General features: G+C 62.0%; 26 protein-coding genes, 1 tRNA gene, 1 other RNA gene and 1 pseudogene. 9 read left to right on the top strand and 20 right to left on the bottom strand.

Going from position 1 to position 25,970, the window contains the following annotated elements; all coding sequences use genetic code 11:
• Window positions 1-68: 68 nt before the first annotated feature.
• Together def and IEY62_RS10815 are read left to right on the top strand one after the other, a co-directional pair.
• Window positions 69-641 carry a peptide deformylase gene (def, locus tag IEY62_RS10820; RefSeq protein ID WP_189017396.1) on the top strand — a complete coding sequence of 191 codons (573 nt, stop codon included), beginning with the start codon at window positions 69-71 and terminating at the stop codon, window positions 639-641.
• A gap of 3 nt (window positions 642-644) precedes the next feature.
• Window positions 645-1,457: an acyltransferase domain-containing protein gene (locus IEY62_RS10815; protein ID WP_189017393.1), complete on the top strand. Its 813-nt coding sequence runs from the start codon at window positions 645-647 to the stop codon at window positions 1,455-1,457.
• On the opposite strand, the gene IEY62_RS10810 is transcribed toward IEY62_RS10815, so the two are convergent.
• From IEY62_RS10810 to rnpB, 4 genes are all read right to left on the bottom strand, one after another.
• Window positions 1,442-2,242 (bottom strand): HNH endonuclease family protein, encoded by an 801-nt coding sequence (locus tag IEY62_RS10810; RefSeq protein WP_189017389.1) that lies wholly within the window; start codon window positions 2,240-2,242, stop codon window positions 1,442-1,444. The genes IEY62_RS10815 and IEY62_RS10810 overlap by 16 nt on opposite strands.
• A 120-nt stretch (window positions 2,243-2,362) precedes the next feature.
• Window positions 2,363-2,572 (bottom strand): hypothetical protein, encoded by a 210-nt coding sequence (locus tag IEY62_RS10805; RefSeq protein ID WP_189017386.1) that lies wholly within the window; start codon window positions 2,570-2,572, stop codon window positions 2,363-2,365.
• A 74-nt stretch (window positions 2,573-2,646) separates the two neighbouring features.
• A complete protein-coding gene (locus IEY62_RS10800) occupies window positions 2,647-4,134 on the bottom strand; it encodes a glyceraldehyde-3-phosphate dehydrogenase (protein ID WP_189017382.1) in 1,488 nt (495 codons plus the stop codon).
• A 264-nt stretch (window positions 4,135-4,398) separates the two neighbouring features.
• Window positions 4,399-4,785, bottom strand: an RNA gene (gene rnpB, locus IEY62_RS10795) — RNase P RNA component class A.
• A gap of 57 nt (window positions 4,786-4,842) precedes the next feature.
• Here rnpB and IEY62_RS10790 point away from each other — a divergent pair.
• Window positions 4,843-5,607 carry a YaaA family protein gene (locus IEY62_RS10790; protein WP_189017379.1) on the top strand — a complete coding sequence of 255 codons (765 nt, stop codon included), beginning with the start codon at window positions 4,843-4,845 and terminating at the stop codon, window positions 5,605-5,607.
• 13 nt (window positions 5,608-5,620) lie between these two features.
• On the opposite strand, the gene IEY62_RS10785 is transcribed toward IEY62_RS10790, so the two are convergent.
• Both IEY62_RS10785 and IEY62_RS10780 read right to left on the bottom strand, forming a co-directional pair.
• Complete coding sequence (locus IEY62_RS10785) at window positions 5,621-6,358, bottom strand: zinc ribbon domain-containing protein (RefSeq protein ID WP_189017376.1); 738 nt, start codon at window positions 6,356-6,358, stop codon at window positions 5,621-5,623.
• 58 nt (window positions 6,359-6,416) lie between these two features.
• A complete protein-coding gene (locus IEY62_RS10780) occupies window positions 6,417-7,343 on the bottom strand; it encodes a Nif3-like dinuclear metal center hexameric protein (protein WP_189017374.1) in 927 nt (308 codons plus the stop codon).
• Window positions 7,344-7,467: 124 nt separating this feature from the next.
• Between IEY62_RS10780 and msrA the strand changes: the two genes are divergently transcribed.
• The 3 genes from msrA (at window position 7,468) to epsC (ending at window position 9,621) form a co-directional block, all read left to right on the top strand.
• Window positions 7,468-7,992, top strand: a complete 525-nt coding sequence (gene msrA / locus IEY62_RS10775) for a peptide-methionine (S)-S-oxide reductase MsrA (protein ID WP_189017370.1) — start codon at window positions 7,468-7,470, stop codon at window positions 7,990-7,992.
• Window positions 7,993-8,059: 67 nt separating this feature from the next.
• Window positions 8,060-8,995 (top strand): cysteine synthase A, encoded by a 936-nt coding sequence (cysK, locus tag IEY62_RS10770; protein ID WP_189017367.1) that lies wholly within the window; start codon window positions 8,060-8,062, stop codon window positions 8,993-8,995.
• Between the two features lie 41 nt (window positions 8,996-9,036).
• Window positions 9,037-9,621, top strand: a complete 585-nt coding sequence (epsC, locus tag IEY62_RS10765; RefSeq protein ID WP_018777863.1) for a serine O-acetyltransferase EpsC — start codon at window positions 9,037-9,039, stop codon at window positions 9,619-9,621.
• Here the strand turns inward: epsC and IEY62_RS10760 are convergent.
• A complete protein-coding gene (locus IEY62_RS10760) occupies window positions 9,618-10,457 on the bottom strand; it encodes an oxidoreductase (RefSeq protein WP_189017364.1) in 840 nt (279 codons plus the stop codon). The two genes, epsC and IEY62_RS10760, sit on opposite strands and share 4 nt — an antisense overlap.
• A 125-nt stretch (window positions 10,458-10,582) precedes the next feature.
• The gene (gene gndA, locus IEY62_RS10755) at window positions 10,583-12,019 is read right to left on the bottom strand and encodes an NADP-dependent phosphogluconate dehydrogenase (RefSeq protein WP_189017361.1); all 1,437 of its coding nucleotides are present in this window, start codon (window positions 12,017-12,019) and stop codon (window positions 10,583-10,585) included.
• A gap of 253 nt (window positions 12,020-12,272) precedes the next feature.
• On the opposite strand from gndA, the gene IEY62_RS10750 reads away from it, so the two are divergent.
• A complete protein-coding gene (locus IEY62_RS10750; protein ID WP_189017358.1) occupies window positions 12,273-13,001 on the top strand; it encodes a FadR/GntR family transcriptional regulator in 729 nt (242 codons plus the stop codon).
• On the opposite strand, the gene IEY62_RS10745 is transcribed toward IEY62_RS10750, so the two are convergent.
• Genes IEY62_RS10745 through IEY62_RS10735 form a run of 3 tightly spaced genes read right to left on the bottom strand, consistent with a single transcriptional unit; the run spans window position 12,998 to window position 15,791 of the window.
• Window positions 12,998-14,050 (bottom strand): L-idonate 5-dehydrogenase, encoded by a 1,053-nt coding sequence (locus IEY62_RS10745; protein WP_189017355.1) that lies wholly within the window; start codon window positions 14,048-14,050, stop codon window positions 12,998-13,000. The genes IEY62_RS10750 and IEY62_RS10745 overlap by 4 nt on opposite strands.
• Window positions 14,050-14,820, bottom strand: coding sequence for an SDR family oxidoreductase (locus IEY62_RS10740; RefSeq protein WP_189017352.1), 771 nt, complete (start codon window positions 14,818-14,820; stop codon window positions 14,050-14,052). The genes IEY62_RS10745 and IEY62_RS10740 overlap by 1 nt, the downstream gene beginning before the upstream one ends.
• Window positions 14,821-14,876: 56 nt before the next feature.
• The gene (locus IEY62_RS10735) at window positions 14,877-15,791 is read right to left on the bottom strand and encodes an NAD(P)-dependent oxidoreductase (RefSeq protein ID WP_189017349.1); all 915 of its coding nucleotides are present in this window, start codon (window positions 15,789-15,791) and stop codon (window positions 14,877-14,879) included.
• A 70-nt stretch (window positions 15,792-15,861) separates the two neighbouring features.
• Between IEY62_RS10735 and IEY62_RS10730 the strand changes: the two genes are divergently transcribed.
• The gene (locus IEY62_RS10730) at window positions 15,862-16,929 is read left to right on the top strand and encodes a D-2-hydroxyacid dehydrogenase (RefSeq protein ID WP_189017345.1); all 1,068 of its coding nucleotides are present in this window, start codon (window positions 15,862-15,864) and stop codon (window positions 16,927-16,929) included.
• Window positions 16,930-16,935: 6 nt separating this feature from the next.
• On the opposite strand, the gene IEY62_RS10725 is transcribed toward IEY62_RS10730, so the two are convergent.
• The 9 genes from IEY62_RS10725 to IEY62_RS10685 all read right to left on the bottom strand — a co-directional run bounded on the left by IEY62_RS10725 (window position 16,936) and on the right by IEY62_RS10685 (window position 24,556).
• Window positions 16,936-18,990 (bottom strand): acyltransferase family protein, encoded by a 2,055-nt coding sequence (locus IEY62_RS10725; RefSeq protein ID WP_189017342.1) that lies wholly within the window; start codon window positions 18,988-18,990, stop codon window positions 16,936-16,938.
• Between the two features lie 148 nt (window positions 18,991-19,138).
• Entirely contained in the window at window positions 19,139-20,491 is a 1,353-nt protein-coding gene (locus IEY62_RS10720) for an MFS transporter (RefSeq protein WP_189017339.1), read from the bottom strand.
• 135 nt (window positions 20,492-20,626) lie between these two features.
• Entirely contained in the window at window positions 20,627-21,421 is a 795-nt protein-coding gene (locus tag IEY62_RS10715) for an IclR family transcriptional regulator (protein ID WP_189017335.1), read from the bottom strand.
• Window positions 21,422-21,630: 209 nt separating this feature from the next.
• On the bottom strand, window positions 21,631-21,921 hold the full coding sequence (locus IEY62_RS10710) for a hypothetical protein (RefSeq protein WP_189017333.1): 291 nt from the start codon (window positions 21,919-21,921) through the stop codon (window positions 21,631-21,633).
• Window positions 21,922-22,100: 179 nt separating this feature from the next.
• Window positions 22,101-22,379 carry an ATP-binding cassette domain-containing protein gene (locus tag IEY62_RS10705; protein ID WP_229785221.1) on the bottom strand — a complete coding sequence of 93 codons (279 nt, stop codon included), beginning with the start codon at window positions 22,377-22,379 and terminating at the stop codon, window positions 22,101-22,103.
• A gap of 161 nt (window positions 22,380-22,540) precedes the next feature.
• Window positions 22,541-22,616: transfer RNA gene (locus tag IEY62_RS10700), tRNA-Val, on the bottom strand.
• A gap of 67 nt (window positions 22,617-22,683) precedes the next feature.
• Window positions 22,684-23,640: an NAD-dependent protein deacetylase gene (locus IEY62_RS10695; RefSeq protein ID WP_189017330.1), complete on the bottom strand. Its 957-nt coding sequence runs from the start codon at window positions 23,638-23,640 to the stop codon at window positions 22,684-22,686.
• Window positions 23,637-24,140, bottom strand: coding sequence for a peroxiredoxin (locus IEY62_RS10690; protein ID WP_189017327.1), 504 nt, complete (start codon window positions 24,138-24,140; stop codon window positions 23,637-23,639). Before IEY62_RS10690 ends, IEY62_RS10695 begins: the two co-directional genes overlap by 4 nt.
• Window positions 24,137-24,556, bottom strand: coding sequence for a DUF3052 domain-containing protein (locus IEY62_RS10685; RefSeq protein WP_018777877.1), 420 nt, complete (start codon window positions 24,554-24,556; stop codon window positions 24,137-24,139). The genes IEY62_RS10690 and IEY62_RS10685 overlap by 4 nt, the downstream gene beginning before the upstream one ends.
• A 381-nt stretch (window positions 24,557-24,937) precedes the next feature.
• Between IEY62_RS10685 and IEY62_RS10680 the strand changes: the two are divergent.
• Window positions 24,938-25,970 (top strand): annotated as a pseudogene (locus IEY62_RS10680) (pyruvate dehydrogenase (acetyl-transferring), homodimeric type); the annotation flags it as partial.

The raw sequence follows: 25,970 nt of genomic DNA, 5'->3' as shown, positions 1-25,970 counted from the left end.
TGCGGCCTTTGCTTTTAACCCGATCCGGAACGCCCCGGACCATTGCATTCAACAAAGGAAGAACTGACATGACCGTCCTGCCAGTCACCATCTGGGGCGAACCGGTATTGCACCGCCGGGCGAGCGAAGTCGAAGTCTTCGACGACGAACTGCGCACCTTGATCGCCGACATGTTCGAGACGAACGAGGCCGCGAACGGCGTGGGCCTCGCAGCCCCACAGGTTGGCGTGGGCAAGCGCATCTTCGTCTATAAGTACGAGAACGACGACGACGTGCCGCCCCAAGGTGTTGTCGTGAACCCGGTCCTGACGCTTTCCAAGGTTTCCGGCGCCCTTCCGGATCCCGACGAGGACGTCGAAGGTTGCTTGTCCTTCCCCGGCGAGTACTACCCCTTGCAGCGGGCTGACTGGACCCGGGTCCAGGGTTTTGATGGTGACGGCAACCCCGTTGAATTTGAAGCGACCGGTTGGTTCGCCCGGATTCTCCAACATGAATACGATCACCTGGACGGCAAGCTCTACGTAAACCGGCTTGTGGACCGCTACGCCAAAAAAGCGATGAAGCAGGCCAAAAAGAACGGCTGGGGCAAGCCTGGCCTGACCTGGATGCCCGGCGTCGATCCCGATCCCTTCGGGCACTGAAACATGGAAACCAGCACCCACGCCGAGCTGTTCAAGCTCCTGGACATCAGCCCCGAGGACGCAGCGGAGTGCGCTGCTCTGCTGGCTTCACCTCCGGACGCGGACGTCGTCTTGGCCATGGACGCCATGCAGGGCAGGCTGGGCAGCTTTCCGCTGCGCAGCATCACGGCGGAGGACGCATCGGAAGCGACATGGATTGAAGCACTGCTCCGCTTCGCCCCGTTGGTCCACGCTCATCATGTTGGCCTGGGAATCGACGTGGACATCTCCGCTGCGTCCCTGGCTGACGTTGGACTCCAAATGCGTATCAACCGACGGGTCCATGGGCGTTTTGGACTCGACACCTGGTCTTGGCTGACGCTGCACATGGCCGGAAATCTCTTCAGGCTCGGCAGACTGCAGTTCCATCTGGTGCCAGATGACCGCCACGCCTCCGGATGGGTGTTGGGTGTGCATATTCCAGAAGATGGCGGCCTCTCCCCCGCCATGGTGGACGACAGCTTCGCAGAGGCCAAGGCTTTCTTCGCGCACCATTTTCCCGGCAAGCCAGTGACCGTAGCAACCTGCGATTCGTGGATGCTCGATCCATATCTCGCAGAGCGGCTGCCCAACAGCAACATCGCGGCGTTCGCCCGCCGCTTTACCCTTGATCGCTGCACTGACGCAGCCTCGGATGCCGTGTACTTCACCTTCCGGCAGCGCGGCATGCAGGACCTGGAGAAACTCCCGCGGAATACGTCACTTCAGCGCGTGGTTCTGGAGCGGATCGACGACGGCGGTACCTGGCAACTCGGGCACGGTCACCTGGCGTTGTAGATCGTTTGCTGTTCCGGACAGGAACTTAGAACGCCCTTCATGGCGTCTTTCTCTGCTTGGGTGACCCATAGCCGGTAGGCGGTCTTCACCGAGATCTGCCGGGCAACATAGTGGCAACGGAAGTTCTTGTTGGCCGGCAGCCAGGTCGCGGCGTCGCCTGCACCTTTCTTGACGTTTGCCGGGCCGTCTGCCGCTATCAAATTCAAGGGATCGTTGGCCAGAGTCTGCCTCTGCTGGATGGTCAACTGCTGGGCACCTTTTTGCCACGCGTCGGCCAACGCCACTACGTGGTCAATTTGCACGGCCGAACTGGTGTCCTGCCCTCTTGTGAAGGCTATTCGCCGCCCCGTGTAGGGCTCATTCAACGTTCCGGAAGCCACCTTGCAGGTGGAACCGTCTGTGAATTCAACGTCGCTCAGGTCGCGCCGGAGGATGTCGTTCCGGGTATCGCAACCATTCCGGTCCGCATCAGCCCACGCTTGTCCGAAGGCGGCCCTGTCGTAGTCCGTTTTCGCTGCCCGCCCCTTGACCTGCAGCCGCTCCAGGGCTTCTGTAGCTTTTTCGGCGGCCACAGGCGCCGCACCGCGCACGGGCTTCATCCACTGGGGGTTGTAGACGGGGGCTTCGCTGGTTCCCGACTGCGCGGGTTGTCCTGCTTCAAACTGGCCTGTGGTGAAGAACCAGGACAGCCCGGCGACGATGGCAGCGGCAGCCAGTGCCAGAACCGCCCACGCTTGACGGGAACGGCGGCGGGCGCGTTTATAGGCGGACCAGGTGATGCTCAAGGGACTCCATCCAACGGGGCAGGCAGTGTCTTACGAGCGTAGGACAAGGCCCCGACAGTCAGAGTCGGTATCCACAATGTGTAGGAGAAGTCACACTACACAGAGGCCGAAACAGTCCGGTTATTGCTCGCGCGTCACGCGTTGGAGGTCCTCGGTGGCAAGAGCCAGCAGTCCCCTCAGTTGCTCAACGCGCTCGTCGGTGACGTCCCCTGCAGTATTGGCCGCAATGGCCTGGTCCAGAAGCTTCTGGGCTTGTTTGTGGTTGGCCTTGGCGACGTCAAGGGCGTGCTCCAGCGTGGTCTCATGTTCCATCGTTGATTCGTTTTCCATGAGTCCCATTCTGGTCAGGTTTCCCGGCCGTTTCCAGTGACCCGGCCGGGAAACCCTTGTTAAGTCTTGTGGACTTAGGCGCCGGCTGTTTCGAGCACGGCAATAGGAGCGATGACGTCCCGGGCCGGGAACGACGGCGGGTTCACGCCAGCCATTTCTTCCATCACGCGGACAACCTGGCAGGAGTAGCCGAACTCGTTGTCGTACCAGACGTACAGCACGAGGTTCTTGTCGTTGGAGATGGTGGCGAGTCCATCGACGATGCCGGCCCGACGGGAACCGACGAAGTCCGTCGAGACGACATCGGGGGAATCAATGTAGTCGATCTGCTTGCGGAGATCCGAGTGCAGCGACATTTCACGCAGGAAGTCGTTGACTTCGTCCCGCGTGGTGCCCTTCTCGAGGTTGAGGTTCAGGATGGCCATAGAGACGTCCGGGGTAGGTACTCGGATGGCATTGCCTGTGAGCTTGCCCTGCAGTTCAGGGAGGGCCTTGGCCACCGCCTTGGCAGCACCGGTCTCCGTGATGACCATGTTCAGCGCAGCCGAGCGTCCGCGGCGGTCGCCCTTGTGGAAGTTGTCGATCAGGTTCTGGTCGTTGGTGAACGAGTGAACTGTCTCGACGTGGCCGTGAATGATGCCGAACTTGTCGTTGATGGCCTTCAGCACGGGAGTGATGGCGTTCGTGGTGCATGACGCCGCGGTGACGATCTTGTCGTCGTCATTGATGTCGCGGTGGTTGATGCCGTGAACAATGTTCTTGAGGTCACCCTTGCCCGGCGCCGTCAGCAGGACGCGGGCAACGCCCTTGCTCTGCAGGTGCTGGGAGAGGCCATCGGCGTCGCGCCACCGTCCGGTGTTGTCAACAACCAAGGCGTCCTTGATGCCGTACGCGGTGTAATCGACAGTTGCGGGGTTGTCCGAGTAGATGACCTGGACCTGGACGCCGTTGGCGGTGATGGTGTTGGCTTCCTCATCCACGCGGATGGTGCCTTCGAAGGATCCGTGAACGGAGTCGCGGCGCAGGAGGCTCGCACGCTTCACGAGGTCGTTGTCGGCACCCTTGCGGACCACGATGGCGCGCAAGCGGAGGCCGTGGCCGCCACCGGCCTTTTCGATGAGGATGCGTGCCAGCAGACGGCCGATACGCCCGAAGCCGTAGAGAACGACGTCGGTGCTGGTGCGGTCGTCAGCGCCGCGCTTGCCAACGATCTCCGCGAGCTCGGAGCGCAAGTACTCGTCCAGGGAGGCGCCATTGCCTTCTGCCCGGTACTTTTCCGTCAAACGTGCAATATCGATGGCTGCTGCACCGAGCTCCAGCTCGGACAGGGCGTTCAGCAAGGGTGCGGTCTCTTCGAGCAGGAGCTCGTGGTTGCTCATCCGGCGTGCAAAGCGGTGGGCCTTGAGGATGTTCATGGTGGATTTGTTGATCAAGCTCCGGCCGTGGATGCTGGTGACCACGTTGTTTTCCCGGTACAACCGGCCGATCACCGGAATCATGGCCTCGGCGAGAGCCTCCCGGCCCATCCACTTATCAAGACAAGAATCTGACGTCTGGCTCACAGAACTACCTTCCTTGGGTCAACCACATACGTCCTCGTATGCAGATGGCAGCGGCCGCCCGGAGTAGTCCTGCGGCACATGCGCCGGCGGGCTTCGGTCCACCCACAGCGCCTTGAACGAGAGCAAAGAAAATCCGCCGGCTGCGAACGCAGTCCCGGCGGCAGAACATCTACGTTCACTAACCATTCTAGGGCGCAAGGAAGGAGCAATAACCTCCCGGAGGCGTGAAATCACTCACACGCCCGTGATCCCGGCAGTCATAAATGGATGGGTTGACCGATACGCCGGGTTCTGTCATCCCGATCCGTTACCGGAAAGGGAGAGGCGGCCATCCATCTACGAACGCCGTTGCCGACGCCCTCCAGCAGCCTACCCGGACACTCGGGCGAGCAGCCCTCGAACGTGTCCTGTCTGGCCTTGCTCCGGGTGGGGTTTACCTAGCCTCCCCGGTCACCCAGGGAGCTGGTGGTCTCTTACACCGCCGTTTCACCCTTACCTGCTGCTCCGGTGCAATACCGGAACGCAGGCGGTCTGTTCTCTGTGGCACTGGCCTGCGGGTTACCCCGAGTGGGCGTTACCCACCACCCTGCTCTGTGGAGCCCGGACGTTCCTCGAGCCACTTTCGTGACGCGCGGCCGCCTGGTCAACCCATCCGCCCTACAGTCTACCGGCGTCCAGGTCGGTCCAAGTCACCGGTAATATCGACTGGTGCTGATTCTCCTGCCGCCCTCAGAAGGCAAGACCCCCGCCCTCAAAGGACCCGCCATTGAATGGGAGTCGCTGAGCTTCCCGGAGTTGAACCCGTACCGGGCCAAGGTTCTGGAAGCTTTGGGGACAGTGAGCGCGCACGAGGATGCCCTGGCGTTACTGGGCGTCGGCGCCTCGCTTCGGGACGACGTCGAACGCAATACGCGCCTGCATGCCGAACCGGCAGCCCCCGCGCACCAGGTCTATTCAGGGGTCCTTTACGACGCCCTTGGCTACAAAAGCATGACCCCGGCCCAAAGACGCAAGGCGACGGAGTCCATCCTGGTGGTGTCCGCCTTGTGGGGCGTCATCGGCTTTGGCGACCACGTGCCCGCCTACCGGCTGTCGATGGGAACCGCACTGCCCGACGTCGGACGCCTCGCCTCTTATTGGAAGCCGCAACTGAACGCCACGCTCGCCCAGCGGGTCGACGGCGAACTGCTGGTGGACTGCCGCTCCAGCACCTACGCAGCGGCCTGGGCTCCCCCGGCCGGGCAGACGGTGAACGTGAACGTGTTCAACGAGGCGAACGGCAAGCGCACAGTGGTGAGCCACTTCGCCAAACACACCAGGGGTGAACTGGCGCGGCATTTGCTGACCAGGCGCGGCAAGGCACCGGGAACTCCGGATCAGCTCCTCAAGGCCGCCCGCGAAATCTGGACCGCAGAACTGGTTGAAGGCGCTGCCCGCAAGCCGCACGCCCTGAACATCATCCTGTCCAGCTAGCGTCGTGCCCGGGTCAGTTCCACTCGGCTGAACGGACCAGGATGACGCCGGAGTCCGGGCAGAAAACGATGTCGTCGTCCGCAGCGGCTTTGACCTCGGCAAGGTCGCCCGGGCTGAGCATCATGCCCGAGCCTTCAGACTTTCCGTGGAACAGCCGGGCAGCACCGACTCCCCGCTTGGCTATGGTCTTTTCGTAGACCGCGAGCATCCCGGCGTCCAATGCCTCGGCGAAAGCTGCCCGCTGACCGCGAACCACCGTTTCTTCAGCCGAGATCTCCGCGATCGCTTCGTCCAATTCGGCGCGGATGCTGCCAAAAGAACCCTGGATATCGTCAACGATGGCTTGCTGGGCAGCCTGGCGTTCACGCAGGGTATCCAGACGTTCCAGAATTTCCAGCTCAACGTCTTCGAGGTCGGAACGTCGCTTGTTGAGTGAGGCAATGTCGTTCTGCAGCGCCACCAGGTCCTTGGACAGCCCGGTTCCGCTGTTCAGCCTGGTTTCATCGCGCTCGATACGGGATGCAACCTGTTCGACGTCGGCCTCAGCGCGGCGCAGTTCGGTTTCGGCGTCGTGGACGGCGATTTTGGCCGCCCCGAGCTCACCATTGGCGACGCTGAGGGCGTCCGTCAGGTCAGTGATGCGAGGATCGTTTTCCAGCACCTTCCGGCGTCCGGCCAGTGACTTGAGCTTGGCATCGAGCCCCTGCAGTTCAAGCAATTTCAGTTGTTCTGCCGGTGCTGCTTTCGCCACGCTTACCTCCGCTTGTCGCCGCCGGCCCTGGAGATCAGGTCCGGCTCTTTCCTAGACTCTAGTCGCCGCCGGGAGTCAGTATGAAGTCCCAAGGGTCACTGTTGGTGCTGCTGACGCGGATATCGACGTCGTAGCCCTGGTCCGAGAGCACGTTGCCCAGCGCTTCGGCGGCAGCGGGAAGCCACAACCATTCACTCGCGAAATGCGATACGTCGATCAAGTACGGCCGCCCGTTGGTGGCCCCCTCGCGCGCCTCGGAGGCCGGATGGTGCCGCATGTCCGCCGTAACGTACACATCGGCATGGTTGGCCCGCACGGCGTCGAACAAGCTGTCTCCGGCACCGCCGCAGACAGCCACGCGCCGAACCAGCCCGTCTTTGTCGCCGGCAACGCGTACCCCGCCCGCAACGGCGGGCAGCATTTCAAAGACCCGGGCTGCGAAGTCGCCCAGGGTTTCAAGCTCCGGAAGATCTCCCACCCTGCCGATCCCTTCTTCCGGGAGTCCATTGGATGCCTGGGTCAGCGGCGCCACGTTCTCCAGCCCGAAGGCATCTGCCAGGACGTCAGACACTCCCCCAACGGCCGAGTCACCGTTCGTGTGCACAGTGAGCAAACCCGTTCCGGCCTCAATGAGCCGGTGCACGGCGAGGCCTTTCGCGGAGGTCGCCGCAACCGAGTTCACGCCCTTGAGCAGCAAGGGATGGTGGGTGATGAGAAGTTCGGCCCCCCATTCGATGGCCTCATCGATCACAGCCAAAGTGGGATCCACGGCAAAGAGAACTTTGGTCACCGGGACAGTAGGACGCCCGACGACCAGGCCGACTTCATCCCAATCCTCGGCGAGGGACTCTGGCCAGAGCTCTTCAACAGCCAACAACACCTGGCCGAGGGTAGGCTCACCGCTGGCCCCAACTGTGTCGTCGTGTTCTGTTTCGTCATCTTCGACGGAATCCGCATCAGAAATGCCAGTGTTCACTGCTTCCATATCCCTATTCTTCACTACCGTGCCGCTTCAGGCAGTCCCGACCACTGGTGTACCTGCCCGGTGCCGTAATTCTCCCGTAAGGTGAAACGGGAATCATCAGGCCATCCCAACCATTGAAGAGAACATGAAAACTTTCGTACTTGGCGGCGGCTGCTTCTGGTGCCTGGATGCCGTTTACCAGAAAACCCGTGGCGTCAGCTCGGTGGTCTCCGGCTACACCGGCGGCCATGTCCGCAATCCTGATTACTACGAAGTGTGCTCCGGGACCACTGGCCACGCGGAGGTCGTCGCGGTGACGTTCGATGAAACCGTTGTTCCGGACGAAGTCATCCTGGACATGTTCTTCGCCCTTCACGACCCCACCACCTTGAACCGGCAAGGCTATGACGTCGGAACCCAGTACCGGTCCTCGATGTTCTACACCACCACCGAAGAGAAGGTCTTGTTCGAAGAAGCCATCGAACGCGCCCAGGCGTTGTGGTCCGATCCGATTGTGACTGAAGTGGTGCCACTTCCGGACTTCTACGAAGCCGAGGATGTCCACCAGAATTACTATGCAAAGTTTCCGTACCAGGGATACTGCCAGGTGATCATTAACCCCAAGCTGGCAAAGGCCCGGAAATATTACTCTGCATGGCTTACTGCTTAGCAGGGTTTCGATCCGGCTGGTTAGGCTGACCTCAGCATTCCCTCTTCAGAGATAGGCGTAAATTTTCATGGCAAGGATCTACGACGACGTTACTCAGCTGGTCGGCCGCACCCCGCTGGTTCGCTTGAACCGGCTGACCGAGGGCCTTGACGCCCAGGTTGCTGTCAAGCTTGAGTTCTACAACCCCGCCAACAGCGTCAAGGACCGCATCGGTGTGGCCATCATTGACGCCGCCGAAAAGTCCGGTGCCTTGAAGCCGGGCGGAACGATCGTCGAGGGTACTTCGGGTAACACTGGCATCGCCCTCGCACTCGTGGGCGCGGCACGCGGTTACAAGGTCATCCTGACCATGCCCGAAACCATGTCCACCGAGCGCCGTGTCATGCTGCGCGCCTATGGTGCCGAAATTGTCCTGACCCCCGGCTCCGAAGGCATGCGGGGAGCTGTCGAGAAGGCCCAGGAGATCGTCGCCACCACGGAGAACTCCATCTGGGCACAGCAGTTCGCCAACGAGGCAAACCCGGCGATCCACCGCGCCACCACGGCCGAGGAAGTCTGGAACGACACCGACGGCGAAGTTGACATCTTCGTAGCGGGCATCGGAACCGGTGGCACCATCACCGGTGTGGGACAGGTTCTCAAGGAACGCAAGCCCGGAGTCCAGATTGTGGCGGTCGAGCCCAAGGATTCGGCCATCCTCAACGGTGGAGCTCCCGGTCCCCACAAGATCCAGGGAATCGGCGCCAACTTTGTCCCCGAGATCCTGGACACCAACGTCTACGACGAAGTCCTTGACGCCACCCTTGAGGACTCCGTGCGGGTTGCCCGGGACCTCGGCGCCCGCGAAGGCATCCTTGGCGGCATCTCCTCCGGTGCCATCGTGTGGGCCGCGCTCGAACTCGCAAAGCGTCCGGAGAATGCCGGCAAGCTGATCGTGGCCGTCGTCTGTGACTTCGGAGAGCGCTACATCTCCACCGTGCTGTTTGATGACATCCGCGGCTAACACAACGCCCGCACACCTTCGTTTCCTGTAGAAAGGTCTTTGTGAGCTTCTTCGCAAGACTTAAGGAAGACCTCGACGCCGCCCGGTCACACGACCCGGCGGCGCGAGGTTCTTTTGAGAACTTTTTCGCATACTCCGGATTGCATGCCATCTGGGCGCACCGCCTGACCCACAAGCTCTGGCAAAACCCGGCGCTCCGGTTTCCGGCGCGCCTGATTTCGCAGCTCGCGAGGTTCCTGACGGGCATCGAGATCCACCCCGGGGCCACGATCGGCCGCAGGTTCTTCATTGATCACGGCATGGGTGTCGTTATCGGTGAGACGTCGGAGATTGGTGATGACGTGATGATTTATCACGGTGTCACCCTCGGCGGCCGCTCCCTTGCCAAGGTAAAGCGCCACCCCACCATTGGTGACCGGGTCACCATTGGTGCCGGCGCCAAGGTGCTGGGCCCGATCACCATCGGAGCGGACAGTGCAGTGGGTGCCAATGCCGTTGTGGTGAAGGACGCCCCACCGGAGTCGATCATCACCGGGATTCCAGCGACCTGGAGGCACCGTGATGCCAGGTCCGAAACGAAGCCCGCCGTGGATCCGGCGGAGTACTACATCGAATACCGCATCTAGCCGGCCAGTCCTTTGTAGAAGTTCAGGAACACGGCGTCGAACGCCCTGTCCGGAAGAATCCTTCGCATTGCCAGAACGCTCCAGGCCCCCCGCCCCACCGGGTAGCGGGTCCTGGGGCGTTTTGCCTTTGCGGCCCGGAGGATGGCTTTTGCCACCACCCTTGCCGGAGTGGAAAGCACGTGGCCGTCACCCGAGGTGGATGCCAGCGCTGCCGCAACAACATGCGCCTGGTCGGCGTACGGACCGCCGCCTGATGTGGCCAGCAGTCCCTCGCCGGCGATAGTGCCCCATTCGGTGTCGGTCCCTGATGGCTCAATGATGACGACGTCGATGCCGTGCGGCTTCAACTCCAGGCGCAGTGAGTCGCTCATTCCCTCCACGGCGAACTTGGTGCCGTGGTACCAGGCCCCCAGCGGCTCGTAGATCTTTCCACCGATGGACGCCACATTGATGATCCGGCCCGTCCCTGCCGCCCGCATTCGCGGAAGAACCAGCTGGGTCATCCGTGCAAGGCCCATGACATTGACCTCGAACTGCCGCCTTCCCTCAGCGAGGGGGACCTCCTCGAGCGAACCGTAGGAACCATAGCCGGCGTTGTTGACCAGCACGTCCACCCGTCCGTGGGCGGCCACCACCTGCGCCACCGCTGACGCCATTGATTCCTCGGAAGTCACGTCGAGGTGAAGCACTGTTATCCCGTAGTCCTTCAGGGGCTCCATCCGGTCCACGCGGCGCGCACCTGCATAGACAGTGAAACCCGCGGACGCCAAGGCAATGGCCGTCTCAAATCCGATACCTGTGGAGGCGCCGGTAACAAGTGCGGTGCTGGCTGGCATGGTTCGTCCTTTGCTGGTGGCCCAGCACCTGAACGGGAGCTCCGTTACGGCAAAGGCCGGCTCCTCCCAGCGTAATCGGAAGGAACCGGCCTTGTGCACGGCGGTATTACCCGCCCACGTGTCTGCTAGTGGGTGTCGACAGCCGAGATCTCGGACTTGTCTTCGCCCCACAGGGTGTGGAACGTGCCCTCGGTGTCTACGCGGCCGTAGGTGTGTGCGCCGAAGAGGTCACGCTGGCCCTGAATCAGGGCGGCGGCAACACGCTTGCGGCGGAGGCCGTCGTAGTAAGCCAGGGAGGAGGAGAACACCGGTACCGGGATGCCCAGCTGCACGGCGGTGGCCACAACGCGGCGCCAGGCCGGCAGTGCCTCTGCGATGGCCTTGGTGAAGGCCGGCGCGAACAGCAGGTTGGCAGGCTTCTCCTCGGCAGCGTAGGCCTTGGTGATGTCCTTAAGCAGCTCTGCACGGATGATGCAGCCTGCACGCCAGAGGGAAGCGATTTCGTCCAGCTTGAGGTCCCAGCCATATTCCTTGGCTGCGGAGGTCAGCATGTCCAGGCCCTGTGCGTATGACACGAGCTTGGAGGCGTAGAGTGCCTGGCGGACGTCCTCAACGAACGTCTCAGGGATTTCCACGGAGGCCTCTTCGCCGGCGAGCAGTTCCTGGCCGAGCTTGCGCTGCTCGGTCTGGGAGGACAGTGCACGGGCGAACACGGACTCGGCAATGCCGGAGACCGGCGAGCCGAGTTCCAGGGCGGAGATGACCGTCCAGCGGCCCGTGCCCTTCTGACCTGCAGCGTCAACCACGACGTCCACGAACGGCTTGCCGGTCTTGGCGTCGACGTGGCCGAGGACCTCGGCGGAGATTTCGATCAGGAAGGAGGACAGATCGCCCTTGTTCCACTCAGCGAAGATCTTGGACTGCTCAGCCGGCTCAATGCCTGCGCCGGAGCGGAGGAGGTCGAAGGCCTCACCGATGACCTGCATGTCGGCGTACTCGATGCCGTTGTGGACCATCTTGACGAAGTGACCGGCGCCATCGGTGCCGATCCAAGCACAGCAGGGTTCGCCGTCGACCTTGGCGGAAATCTTTTCCAGCAGCGGGCCGAGTGCGTCGTAGGACTCACGGGAGCCACCGGGCATGATGGACGGGCCGTTCAGCGCGCCTTCTTCACCGCCGGACACGCCAACACCCACAAAGTGAAGATCCTTCTTGGCCAGTGCTGCCTCGCGGCGGCGGGTGTCCTCGTAGTGCGAGTTACCGGCGTCGATGATGATGTCGCCTGCCTCGAGCAGCGGTTCCAGCTGCTCGATGACGTTGTCGACGGGGGCGCCTGCCTTGACCATGATGAGGACACGGCGGGGCTTTTCGAGGGAATCGACGAGTTCCTGCAGCGTTTCCGTGCGGATGAAGTCGCCTTCCGTGCCGTGCTTTTCCAGCAGGGCGTCAGTCTTTTCCACGGAGCGGTTGTGGAGAGCCACGGTGAAGCCGTTGCGTGCGAGGTTGCGGGCCAGGTTGGCGCCCATCACCGCAAGGCCGGTGACACCGATGTGTGCTGACATCAAAACTCCAATTCGTTCGTGTGCAAACAGTCCCGACGTACCCAAGCAGGACACGCGGGAAACGATTTCAAAACCAGGGGCTGTAATAAACCATACGTATTTAAACCGTGGGCGGGAAAGCGGAGCCCACGTTGTGGAAGCTGCCGCGTCATAAACAGTCTATGATGCCCGGCGGCCGCTGCGGAGGCACGGAATCCGTTCCCGGCGCGGATACCCGCGCTCCGGGCCACCCCGCGCCACTATGCTTACCTCTATGTCAACCAGCCTTCACCACCGCGCCGTTGAGCATTTGGGAACCCGGATTGTGGGTGGCGCCCTTCCCACGGGACACGTGATGTTGGCTGAGCATTTGGAAGACGAACTCAACGTCTCGCGTTCGGTGGTGCGTGAAGCAGTGCGGGTCCTCCAATCCCTCGGGCTTGTGGAAACGATCAAGCGGGTAGGCATCCGCGTTCTTCCTGCCCACCGCTGGAATCCCTTCGATCCCCTGGTCATCCGGTGGCGTCTCGCGGGCGAAGGTCGCGGCGCGCAGTTGCGGTCGTTGGCCGAGTTGCGTTCCGCCGTCGAGCCCGTGGCGGCCGAACTCGCCGCCGGCAACGCACCCGGGAGCCTGCGGCAGGAACTGGTGGGCATTTCCCTGGCCATGAAGGAGGCAGGGGATGCCGGGGACATGGCGACGTTCCTTGATCTCGACATCCGCTTCCATGCCCTGGTGTTGTCCGGGTCGGGCAACGAGATGTTCGCCAACCTCATTGGACAGGTCACCGAAACCCTCACGGGCCGGACCGTTCATGGCCTCATGCCGGAGCATCCCCAGAAGGAAGCGCTCCAGTGGCACATGGACGTTGCCCATGCCATCGATGCCGGTAACGGTGCGATGGCGCGCGATGCCGCCGCTAAAATCATGCGCCAGACGATCGCGGAGCTGGCACCCAGCTGGGATGACCAGCCCCGCGTCTTCGTCCCCGTCTCCAGGAACTAACTGTCCCGGAAGTTCAGCAACACCTTGCCGGACCCGGCCGAGTTCTTCGCCACCTCGAAAGCTTCAAGGCCATGTGCGAGATCGAACTCGTGCGTCACGACGGGGTCCACGAACAGGGAGCCGTCAGCCAGGGCCGCGATGACGTCATCGATCTCGTCGTTGAAGCGGAAAGAGCCCAGCAGTTCCAGCTCGCGCGTGATCGCGAGCGAAATGAACACCGGCTGGGGTCCGGAGGGCAGCAGCCCTACCATCACCACCTTGCCTCCGCGGGTGGCACCTTTGATGGCCGAGGCCAGTCCGTAATGGCTCCCTGAGGATTCAATAACGACGTCGGCATCCACCGCCGCGATGGCGTCGGCGTCGTCACCCTTGAGGACCTCGTCAGCGCCGACTGCACGCGCGATCTCCAGCGGCTTGTCGTGCATGTCGACGGCGACAATTTTGGCTGCCCCGGCGCGCTTCAAGACTGCAACGCAGAGGGCGCCAATTGGACCGCTGCCGATCACGAGCGCGGTCTTGCCCCGTACCTCACCCGCACGGGAGACGGCGTGCCAGGCCACGCTGGCCGGTTCCACCAACGCCGCCGTGCGAAGGTCCAGGTTTGCAGGCAAGGGGCGCAGCATCCTGGCGGGCAGGTTGGCGTAACGGCTGAAAGCGCCATCCGTATGCGGGTAACGCGCCGCACTCCCCAGATAGGTGCACCCCGGGGACAGGTTTGGCCGGTCCGCGGGGTACCGGACGCTGCCGGGCGCCGGGGTTGCCGGATGCACAGCCACGGGCGTACCCGCTGCGGGGCCCGTACCGTCAGCTGCCTGCTGGAGAACAACTCCAACAATTTCGTGGCCGAGGACCATGGGTTCTTTGAGAATGGACTCGCCGGCAGCACCGTGGAGCCAGTAGTGGAGGTCCGAACCACAGATCCCGCCATAGGCAATCCCGACAATTGACTCGCCGGATTGCGGTGCCGCCATGGGGATGTCCTCGATGCGAAGATCGCCTTTGCCGTGGGCTACAACGGCAGGACCGGATGCAGGGAGATTGAGGCTCATTAGACCACCACCGTCATTCCGCCGTCGACGAAGATCGTTTGGCCGTTCACGAAGTTCGATGCCTGCGATGCGAGCCATACGGTGGGTCCGGCGAGGTCTGCCGTGGTTCCCCACCTGTTGGCCGGGGTACGGCCCAGGATCCAGGAGTTGAAGTCGGCGTCATCGACCAGGTTTTGGGTCATTTCGGTGTGGATGTATCCGGGGGCGATGCCGTTGATCTGCAGGCCGGATGCTGCCCACTCGGCGGTCATGGCCCGGGTGAGGTTACGCAAGCCACCCTTGGCGGCAACGTACGGCGCGATGGTGGGACGGGCCAGGTCAGTCTGGACCGAACAGATGTTGATGATCTTGCCCTGACCCCTGGGAATCATGTGACGGGCGGCCTCCCGGCCCACGAGGAAAGCGCTGGTGAGATCCGTGGTGATGACCCTGTCCCAGTCCTTGACGTCAAGGTCCAGCATGGGAACGCGGTGTTGGATGCCGGCATTGTTCACCAGGATGTCCAGAGGCCCAACGTTCTGTTCCACCCAGGCGACCCCTTCAGCGGCAGCATCGGCGTCCGTAACGTCGAAGGCCCGGCTATGGACCCTCCCCTCCGGATACTCCGCAGCCATCGCCTGGTGCGATGCCTCAAGCCGTTCAGCGTTGATGCCGTTAAGCACAACGGTGGCACCGGCATCGGCGAGGCCCCTGGCAAGGGCGTTGCCTATCCCCCGGCTTGAACCAGTAACCAAGGCAATGCGCCCGGTCAGATCGAAAAGTGCACTCATGGTTTGTTCGTCATTCCTTCTTCAATTGCGACAGTTCATTTGCTCGTGGATACAGTTCAGGTGCTGGTGGATGTTGCAGCGGCCGGTGTCCGGCCCAGGTTTGCGATGGCTTGCCGGACGACGGCAAGGTCCTGGTCGCCAAGGCCCTGGCGTTTGAGTTCGGCGTACAACGCAAGTGCCGCCGAGGCCATTGGCGTGGCGGAGCCTGCTGCTTCAGCACTGGCGAGCACGAAGCCAAGGTCCTTGTGCATGAACTTGGCCGGTCCTGTTGGGGCATAGTCCTTGGCTGCCAGGCGCGGACCAACGTTGTCCAGCACCCGGCTTCCGGCCAATCCCCCGGACAGCACCTCGAAAAGCGCCTGCACGTCCATCCCGGAGCGTTCGGCGAGTTCCGCGGCTTCGGCGAGGGCCGCCGTCGTGGTTCCGACAATCAGTTGGTTGCACGCCTTGGCAAGCGATCCGGACCCCAGGGGTCCCATCCGCCGCACGGTGGTGCCCATGGCCTGGAAAAGTGGCTCAAGCTGCTCGAAGCGGCCTTCATCGGCCCCCACCATGATGGCGAGGGTACCGCTCTTCGCGCCTGCGGTTCCGCCACTGACCGGCGCGTCCACCACAATGGCGTTGCCGCCACTTGCCTGGTCCACCAGTTCTCCGAAACGCTGGACTCCCGTTGGGGAGACGCTGCTCATGACGACGACGGCGGTACCCGGGCGCGGCGCCGAACCGCGCCAGGCGTCAAGCAGGTCCGCGGCTGCTTCCTCGATGTACGGAAGGTCCGGGAGCATGAAGATGATGGCGCCTTCGTCCCGCAACGCGGCAACGCTGGCGGCCCGGTCGATGCCGGGGAGTGCTTCGAACGCGGCGTCGGAGCGGTTCCAGGCGGTGACGGTCCATCCGGCGGTGGCAAGATTGGACGCCATGGGCGCGCCCATCAGACCCAGACCGACGAAACCCACACGTTTGGTGGTCATGGCAGGTAACACCTCACTTCGTTGTGGTCATCTATGGAAATTCTGTTCAATATCCTAGCCGCCATTCAGTATGATGAACACTATGACGACTGATGAACTTACCATCGCCATCGCTGTACCGCTCGAAGCTGAGCACGTAGAGCAGATCCGCGCTGTAGATCCCTCCATAACAGTTCTCTACGAACCCGGGCTGCTTCCCCCGGAGCGCTTTCCCGCAGACCACGCGGGCGACCCCGCCTTCAAAAGGTCACCGCAACAGGAAGAACGCTATTGGGACATGCTGAGTAAGGCACAGATCCTCTACGGCTTCCCCAATGAAAGTCCCGCTGGACTTGCGCGCATCGCCAAAAGCAACCCGCACCTGCAGTGGATCCACGCCATGGCAGCCGGCGCCGGTGGAGCGGTCAAGGCCTCGGGCCTGGACACCGAAACCCTCAGGAAGTTCCACGTCACCACCTCAGCCGGTGTGCACGCCCTGCCCCTGGCTGAATTCTCGGCATTCGGAATCCTCAACGGCTTCAAGCGCAGTGCCGCGATGGCACAGGACCAGGCGGCCAAGTTTTGGCCGGAACTGCGGACGCCCACCAAGCTGGCCAACGGATCCAAGGTAGTCATTGCAGGCCTGGGTGAAATTGGCATGGAAACAGCCCGCATCGCGCGTGCCCTGGGCATGAGGGTCAGCGGAACCAAGCGCAACGTCGAAACCATCGAGGGAATCGACCAAGTCACCAACAACGACGGCCTGGCAGCCCTGGTGGCCGACGCCGATGCCGTGGTCAACACACTGCCCGGCACGCCGTACACGGAAAAGCTGTTCAACGGGGACATCTTCTCCGCCATGAAGCCTGGAACAGTTTTCGTCAACGTGGGACGCGGCACGGTAGTGGACGAAGACGCCTTGCTGGCAGCACTGGACAACGGACAGGTTGGCTACGCATGCCTGGACGTGTTCGCCGTGGAGCCGCTGCCCCAGGACAGCCCGCTGTGGAACCACCCCAAGGTCCTGGTGTCCCCGCACACCTCGGCGTTGAGCACGGCTGAAAACAGGCTCATTGCCGAACGCTTCTGTGACAACCTGCGCATCTTCCTGGACGGTGGCGAACTCCCCCACCTCGTGGACCCGGTCCACTTCTACTAAGCCCGACTACCACCCGGTGGCGCCAAGCCACCTCTCGGACAATGCATCAGCCATGCTCCTGGTGTACGTGCTCGAGAGGTGGTTGTCGTCCAAGTACACGTAGACGTTGCCGATGATCCCCGGACAGGAAGCACCGTCACAGATCAGGTCAGTCATATCAAGGATGGACAAGCCGGTGAAGTTTCCGTCCAGCTGATCGAGCGGATTGTCCGCAGCCAACACAGAGGACAGTGCGGGACGGCAGCGCGGGTCATCAACGCCGGAAGCCATGGCACATTCACTGGGACTGAAGGAGAACCGCGGATTGTCCCGCATGGCAATGACCTCAATTCCTTGATCGGTGATTTCTCCGACCAGTTCATCGAGCCCCCAGGTAAGGTCCTCTTCCGGAGAATCCGGGACAGCCGCAGTCCCGACAAGGAAGACCGCATCCGGCCGGTGGAGCCGTATGTGCTCACGGACATTCCGGTTGAAGGCGTTGCATTCGTCGCCTACCTCATCCGTTTGCGTCATGAAGGGGCAGGCTCCAAACGTGATGGCCTGGACCCGCCAGTTACGCTCTTTTGCCAGGGGGCCGATTGCACCGAGCCACTGCAGGGAGTGGGATTGCCCCACTACGAAGATGGTCTTCGCGGCATCGGCACCGATGTCGTTCTGCTGGCACTCCGCGAACAAGACCGGGTCCTGGGGACGCAACTCACCTGTGCACGGCCCATCAAGCTTGCCCCAGTCGGCCGGAAGCTGCTCAGGTGTTGGAAGCGTCCTGGCGTCCTTGCCCACCCGGTTCACATAGCCCGGCAACAACGCCCTGGCGCCCGGATTGTCTTCGGAATCCTGGCCGGCAATGGCGTTCTTCTCTTGCTGCTGCTGGAACCCGAAAACGGTCATCGGGGTCGCCCCCACAGCAAGGCAAACCAACACCGCCAGGGCCAGACGGCGGCGCTTTGCCTCCGGCCACCGCCAAGACCGCAGCGGCTGTTCCACAAACCTGGTGGTGAGGTACGCCAGCAGCAGGGAAAGACCCACGATCACTGCGCCCGTCAGTGCGTCCGCGTGGTCTTCACCGATCCACACCAGGGCGATGACCAACAGTGGCCAGTGCCACAGGTAAAGGGCGTAGGAGGTGGATCCAAGCCCCACCAGCAACCTGGAGGACAGGATGCGATCGACGCCGAAACGGCTTCCCGTCTGGCCTGCAATGATGACAGCCACCGCCGCGAGGGTGGGCCACAGCGCAACGAAGCCAGGGAACGCCGTGCGGACCTGGAGGATCACGCCGCAACTGAGCATTGCAGCAACCCCCACCCATCCCAGGACTGTTCCCGGACCACGTCCCGGGCGCAGGAAGGGAAGCAGCAGCGCGACCAGGGTGCCCAACGCAAACTCCCACAGCCGGGCAAGGGTATCGAAGTACGCCAGTTCCTGGTGCGCTGCGGTGAAGTAGATCGAATAGCTCAGCGACGCCACGAAGACCAGCCCGAAGATTCCCAGCAACACTGACCGGTAACGCAGCCCGAACTTCCGGCACAGCAAGCCCGTAATGACGAAGATCGCCGGCCAGAGGATGAAGACCTGCCCCTGGATGGACAACGACCAGAAATGCTGCATGGGACTCGCCAGGCTGTGATCAGCGGCGTAGTAGTTGACCACCTGTTTTTGAAGCAGCCAGTTTTGCACATAGAACAGTGAAGCCCAGGCCTGATTGACGATCTCCGTCCACCTCGTCCGGGGGACGATCGCGAACGTTGCCGCCAAAGTGCCCGTCAGGACTACCACGACCGCGGGAAGCAGCCTCCAGAACAGGTGCAGCCAGTGCCGGATCAACGACACCGGCCGGGATTGCTCGTAACGGTTGACGAACTGCAGGGTCATCAGGAAAGCGGAAATCAGCAGGAAGACGTCCACGCCTCCTGAAACCCTGCCGAACCAGATGTGATACGACACCACCATGAGCACGGCCAGTGAACGAAGCCCCTGGATCTCGGGACGAAACCTGGTGCCGCTGGACCCCTGGATTTGACCGGGGCTCTCCGGCGATGCCACGCCCTTGGTTGCCGTCATGGACACACTCCTCTGTCGCTGCACCAATTCTGCACCGCTGTCCACGAATTTCCAGCACCCCGGACGGGAAGAACCACAGAAAGCAGTACGGCGCCCCTCCAGTGGAGGGACGCCGTATCGACGAGAGTTTCAGCAGCGGTGTTGGCGGCTACTTGGCGTCTTCGGTGCTGACGAGGTCGCGGCCAACCGTCTCGGGGGTAAAGAAGGTGGTCACGAAGGAAATGAGCGCAAGGACCAAGGAGTAGATGGCGAGCACCAGCCAGGAGTGGTTGGTGGCGGCCAGCATCAGGGCTCCGAGCAGGGGCGCAAGGCCACCGGCCAGTACAGCTGAGATCTCACGGCTCATGGCCACACCGGTGAAACGGTACTGCGATCCGAACAGTTCAGGCAGCAGCGGGCACTGCGGCCCAAGCATCGACTGGACGCCGATGGCGATTCCCACCGCCATGACCACCCATACCAAGGTGACGTTGCCCAGGGTGACCAAGTAGAAGGCCGGTACGGCAATGATCGCCTGGAACAACGCGCCATAGCGGTAGACCGGCACCCGGCCGTACCTGTCGGACAATGCACCGAAGGTCACCACCATGACGGCTGCGAATCCCGCAGCGATCAACAGCCCGACCGGACCGATGGAGTTGTTGCCAGCAAAGACGCCCGCGGGCATGCTCATGAATGAAACCAACAGGGCAGAGTAGATCGAGGAGTTTCCGTTTTCTCCCATGCGAAGACCAATGCCGATCAGCACATTCTTCTTGGAGTGCTTCCACAAGGCGCCGATCGGGTTCTTGACCACGTTTTTGTGCTTTTCCAGCTCCTGGAACGCAGGTGTTTCCTTAAGCTTGAGCCGGATGAAGATGGCAATCACGATCAGAATGAAGCTGGCGAGGAACGGCACCCGCCACAACCAGCCCTGCAGGACGGACTTGTCGGCCATGGTGATCAGCGCGAACGTGCCCGCGCCAAGCAGAGTACCGAGCTGGATGCCTACGAACGGCAGCGAAGCGAAAAAACCACGACGACGACGCGGTGCGACTTCGGAAATCAGCGTAGTGGCGCCGGCCTGCTCAGCACCAGCGCCGAGCCCCTGAATGATGCGCAGGGTCACGAGCAATACCGCACCGATCATCCCGGCCTGCTCGAAGGTGGGCAGGAGGCCAATGGCGAAGCTTGCCGTACCCATCAAAGCAATAGTCAGGATCAGGACCATTTTGCGGCCGAACCTGTCCCCGATGTAGCCGAAGATCAAGCCGCCGAAGGGTCGGGCGGCAAATCCGACACCATAGGTGGCAAATGACGCAATCAATGCCCCGTCCGGACCGAGCGGCGAAAAGAACAGTGGCCCGAAGATCAGCGCCGAAGCCAGGCCGTAGATGTAGAAGTCGTAGTATTCCAGGGCGGAGCCCACGGAACTGGCCAGCGTCGCCCGCCGGAGCTGCTCCGGTTCGACGACGGCTTCATCAGCTTCCGCCGCGAAGTTTGTCTTAGTACGAGTTGTCACAAGCACTCCCTCAAAATCACCCCGGGCCCCCGTTGGCCCAGTGAGATAGTGATGGCATCACCGCCAAGATCACTATGATGAACAGAGTACAGCTTGCTGAACGCATTGCCAAGGTTAAAATCTGATTTATAAAAATCACCCCATGGGGTTGCCCAGCGAACGCGCCAACTCCTTGAGTTCCTTCACCATGAGCGCCCCCTGCTCTTCCGAATATGTCGCCTTCAGCGCCGTGACCGAGAGACCAAGGCTGGGGCCGTGCGCTCCGTGGGTGGGCACCGGAACCGCGAGGCACACTACGCCCACCGTGGACTCTTCGTCCTCGAATGCAAAGCCTTGCTTGCGGATCGTGGCGATCTGCGCCTTGAGTTCCTCGGCGGTCCGGAGCGAGTTGGCGGTCATTGTGGGCAATTCCATGCCGTCCGGGAACATGGCCTCGATGTCGTGATCATGCAGCTGGGCCAGCAGGGTCTTGCCCACGCTGCACAGCGAGACCGGCATCTTATCGCCAATATTGGACGTCAACCGGACGGCGGGGTGCCCTTCGTAACGCGCAAGATAGATGACGTGGTCGCCGTCGAGCATCGCAATCCGGACCGTCTCGCCGGACAGCGTTGGAGCCTGCTCGCAGTACTTATAGAACTCCTGCACTTCGTCAAGGCGGCTGAGGTACGCAGCTCCGAGTTCCACCAGCTTTCTCCCCAAGGCGAAATCTGCTCCCTGCCTGATGATGAGGCGCGCTTCCTCGAGCGCCAAAAGCAGGTTGGACGTTGATGACTTCGGAATTCCCAGTTCACGGGACAGATCACTCAGGGTCAAACGACCGGAAGGGGAATCAGCCAAGGCTTCCAGTACGGCGGCGGCGCGCGTGACGGCGGGGGCCGGCGACGAAGCGCCCAACCCCTCGGAGCGGGTGGTACGGGAATCGGCCATGATTCTCCTTCGACATTACAATTCATTGTTCAATCTGCTGAACAATAACCATCATAGTGGCACGTGACGCCCTCCCGACCGCCCGGCTTTCCAAACCCAAAAGTTGGCTGTATATTCATTTTCGAGCTCTCCACCGCGGCATCCCCCAATAGTCGCGGTGGAGAGCTCATCCATTTCCTGCCCAAAAGCTGCTTGCCTGCACTGGCTCCCTAGGCTGCCACGGCGTCTTCGCCCCGGAGGCACCAGCCCCCTCCTGATCCGTCGCGTACCAGTTGCCACGTGGCGAGAGCGGAACGGGCGTTGTTTCCCAGCCGCACCTGGACCTGCAGGACCTCAACATCCACACGGCCGGTTCCACGTGGCATCCTTTTGGATGCCTCCCACCAGGCAACCCTTTCGAACCAGCGGACAGGCTCCACGGCAATCCTCCACTCCCGGCCCCCTCTTACGACGACGGCCGGCTCGCCCTGGGCGGATGTGCGGATGTAAACGTGCTCCATGGACGTAACCGTAGGACCACCCTCGGACAATATACGGACGCCTGGACAACGAACCTGACAGGACGACGTTGGCGGACCGTAATGCTCCGTGGATCAACCAGGGCTTCCGCCCTGGAGCCATCGGGCGATGTGCAGATTCTTCCGCACCGTGAGTTCAGGGTAGCCAGGTGGAATCTCGATCAAGGCTCCCACCTCAGCCCACTTGCTGGCGGCAGGTCTGCCAGCGGCTGGCCGCACATCCGGACACTTCCGGCCTGCGGGCGGATGATTCCCAACGCGATCCGCATCAGGGAGATCTTTCCGGCTCCGTTCAATCCGATGAGGGCGACAACCCAAGCCAACAGGGCCACGCCCAGCCCGGAAATCACCGCCGTTGCGGCGACACGCGCCTGAACTTCCGCGACGACTCGATCTGCCAGCGGCTCCAACCAGGGCCTCGCTCCATGAACAATTCCCACGCGCACGCTTCAGTGACTCGTGCCTTCGTTCCCAGCGTCCTATGGGCAGAAGTGTTAGTGAGTGACATTATTTGCCGCCAAGCGTTCCGCCAGGGACGCGCCAGGAAGTGGCAGAGACAATAAAAAAACCCCGCCTCCAAGAATGGAGGCGGGGTTCTGATTGGTGGGTCCTACCGGGATCGAACCGATGACATCCACGGTGTAAACGTGGCGCTCTACCAGCTGAGCTAAAGACCCAAAGTTCGGCTTTACGCGCCTTCCGACTTCCTCAGCGCTTCAACCAACGAACAATGACTCTACAGGATCAACTGCCGGAAACACCAATCGGGTCCGGAGCGTCCGGAAGATCCTGCAAGGTCCTCGCAAGGTGGTCCAATGCGCCACTGACGCCCAGCTCAAGTTTCACTGACGCAAATTCGTCTCCGCGGGTGCTCCCCTTGTTGATGATCACCACCGGTTTTCCCGCCTTGAATGCATGGCGGACGAACCGGAGACCGCTCTGCACTGTCAACGACGAACCGGCCACCAGCAGGGCTTCCGCACCATCAACCATGCCGTAGGCACGCGCTACGCGGTCTTTGGGGACGTTTTCCCCGAAGTACACAAAATCGGGTTTCAGGATTCCGCCGCAGATCGGGCACACGGCCATGACGAACGATTTGATGAGGTCGGAATCTTCCACGGTTGCGTCGGCATCCGGCGCCATCTCCACCAGACCTGACTCAACAGCAGCTTCCACGAATCCTGGATTAATCTCTTCCAGGATGGCCGCGATGAGCTGCCTGCTGAAAGTGTGCCCGTGGGAAAGGCAGATCACTTGATCGAAGCGGCCATGCAGATCCACTACATTGACGCTTCCGGCCTCCTCATGAAGCCTGTCAACGTTTTGCGTGATGAGCCCGCTCAGGAGGCCTCGCCGTTCCATCAGCGCGACGGCGGCATGGCCGGCGTTGGGGTCAGCATGCCGGAGGTGGGACCAGCCGATGTGGTTGCGCGCCCAGTAGCGCTTCCGGTTGGCCTCGCTACCAATGAACTCCTGGTAGGTCATGGGGTTTCTCGGCGCAGAACCCGGTCCCCGGTAATCCGGTATCCCGGAATCGGTACTCAACCCTGCGCCCGTAAGGACAGCCAGGCGCTGGCCCTGCAGGACCCGCACCGCGGGACCCAGGGCTTCCCGTTCCCAGGGGTCAAGCTGGACAGCAGCCGCGGGTGCCATACTGGCGAACCCGGTCATGCCCATGCCAGGCCCCCGGTTGCTCATGGCCGCTGGTCCGCCAGGGCTGATAGGGCCCGGCGGTACTCGTCGAAGTCCCTCGCCTGGCCCCGGGGATTGACCACGACGTAACGGATAACGCCCAGCGCGTCGATGATGAAGGTGCCCCTCAGGGCCATCCCGCTGGCCTCATCGAATACGCCGTAATCCCGGGCAACAGCACCATGCGGCCAAAAATCCGCCAAGAGATCGAAGTCGAAGCCCTCATGCTCGGCGTAAGCCCGTTGGGCAAATTTGCTGTCGACGGAAATTGCCAGCACGCTTGCATCCGCGTCGTTGAACTGAGCGATGTTGTCACGGATTTCACACAACTCGCCAGTACAGATTCCGGAGAAGGCAAAAGGGAAAAACACAACTACGACGTTGCGGCCGCGATAGTCCGCCAGCCGCACAGGCTCACCGTATTGGTTGAGCAGTTCGAAATCCGGTGCAGGCTGACCTGTGCGGGGAACCTGGACCGCAGCAGGTGCCTGCTGGACTTCCGTCATTTGTTCTTCTTAGGCACCAACCGGGTGGCGCTCCAGTCCTTGGAGACCCCGGCGGAGGTAGTCAGGTGAAGTCCCGAGGTGGGGGCTGCGTCCTGGATATCGGCCGGAGACACGTAGTTGTCCCTTCCTGACTTGGGGGTCAGTACCCAGACAACTCCGCCTTCCTTCAGCGTCGTGAGCGAATCCATGAGGCCGTCAACGAGGTCGCCGTCGCCGTCGCGCCACCAGAAGATGACCGCATCAACGACGTCGTGATCGTCTTCATCGAGCAATTCCGAGCCCGTGACATCTTCAATATCATCACGCAAGTCGAAGTCGACGTCGTCGTCGTAGCCGCGCTCCTGAATCAGATCCCCATCTTTGAAACCCATTCGTTCCGCCACATTTACCGATGTGGCGGCGTCGGCCTCGCTCACGTTTCCTCCTTTTGAAGTGACTTCCATTACTAACAGCCAACACCCTTTGGGCGCCTGCTTCAAGCCATTCTCCCTGCACCGGGGCACATTCCGCACCACCTGGGGTGTTTCGGGCCCGTGGCAAGCGCGTGCTTTACGTCACGCAGGCTGTTCAGATGTGACATACAACGCCCTGCGGGGGCTGCGGCTACGCATAGCAGCGCCACGAAAGCTAGAGTGGCCATGAGCGCTCTGGCTGCAGGGCGATCGCCCCGCAGAATTCTACTGGGCAGCCAAGCGCTCACAAGACCTGCCCGGCGCATCCGACCGGGCTGTTGAAACCGAGATGCCGCACACGACGCGTTCACGACGGGCAGTCACCCTGCCAGACCTGAGGCGCCGATGCATGCGCCAAAAGGAAGGTTGGACGTGGCTGCAGGAGAAGAGACCTCACACATCCTCAGCGGGTTGACTGCCCAGCTGCCTGATCGTGATCCGGAAGAGACCGCGGAGTGGATTGAGTCCCTTGATGCGTTGATCGCTGAGCAGGGTACCGAGCGGGCCCAGTACATTATGCGGAGTTTGTTGCAGCGTGCTGGGGCCAGGTCGGTGGGTGTGCCTATGGTGACGACCACTGATTATGTGAACACGATCCCGGTGGACCAGGAAGCGCCGTTCCCGGGGAACGAGGAGTTCGAGCGCCGGTACCGGGCGTATATGCGGTGGAACGCCGCGGTGATGGTCCATCGTGCGCAGCGTTCGGATATTGGGGTCGGCGGGCATATTTCGACCTATGCCGGTGCTGCGACGTTGTACGAGGTGGGGTTCAACCATTTCTTCCGCGGCAAGGACCACCCCAGCGGCGGGGACCAGGTGTTTTTCCAGGGCCACGCTTCCCCGGGGATGTACGCCAGGGCGTTCATGGAAGGCCGGTTGAGCGAGGAGGACCTGGACGGGTTCCGGCAGGAGAAGTCCAAGGCCGGGCACGCGTTGTCCTCGTACCCGCACCCGCGGTTGATGCCTGATTTCTGGGAATTCCCGACCGTGTCGATGGGTATCGGCCCGATGAACGCGATTTACCAGGCCCAGTCCAACCGGTACCTGCAGAACCGTGGCATCAAAGACACCTCGGACCAGCAGGTCTGGGCGTTCCTTGGTGACGGGGAAATGGACGAGCCCGAGTCCCGTGGCCTGCTCCAGCTCGCCGCGAACGAGAACCTGGACAACCTGAACTTCGTGATTAACTGCAACCTCCAGCGCCTGGACGGGCCGGTGCGCGGTAACGGCAAGATCATGCAGGAACTCGAAGCGTTCTTCCGCGGCGCGGGCTGGAACGTGATCAAGGTCGTCTGGGGCCGTGAGTGGGATTCCCTGCTCGAAGCGGACACCGACGGGGCGTTGGTGAAAATCATGAACGAAACCCCCGATGGTGACT

Origin of the sequence: Paenarthrobacter histidinolovorans (assembly GCF_014647595.1) — a bacterium.
GTDB classification, from domain to species: Bacteria; Actinomycetota; Actinomycetes; order Actinomycetales; family Micrococcaceae; genus Arthrobacter; species Arthrobacter histidinolovorans.
The sequence above is the reverse complement of the archived record's forward strand: the minus strand, read 5'-3'. Positions and strand labels throughout refer to the sequence as shown.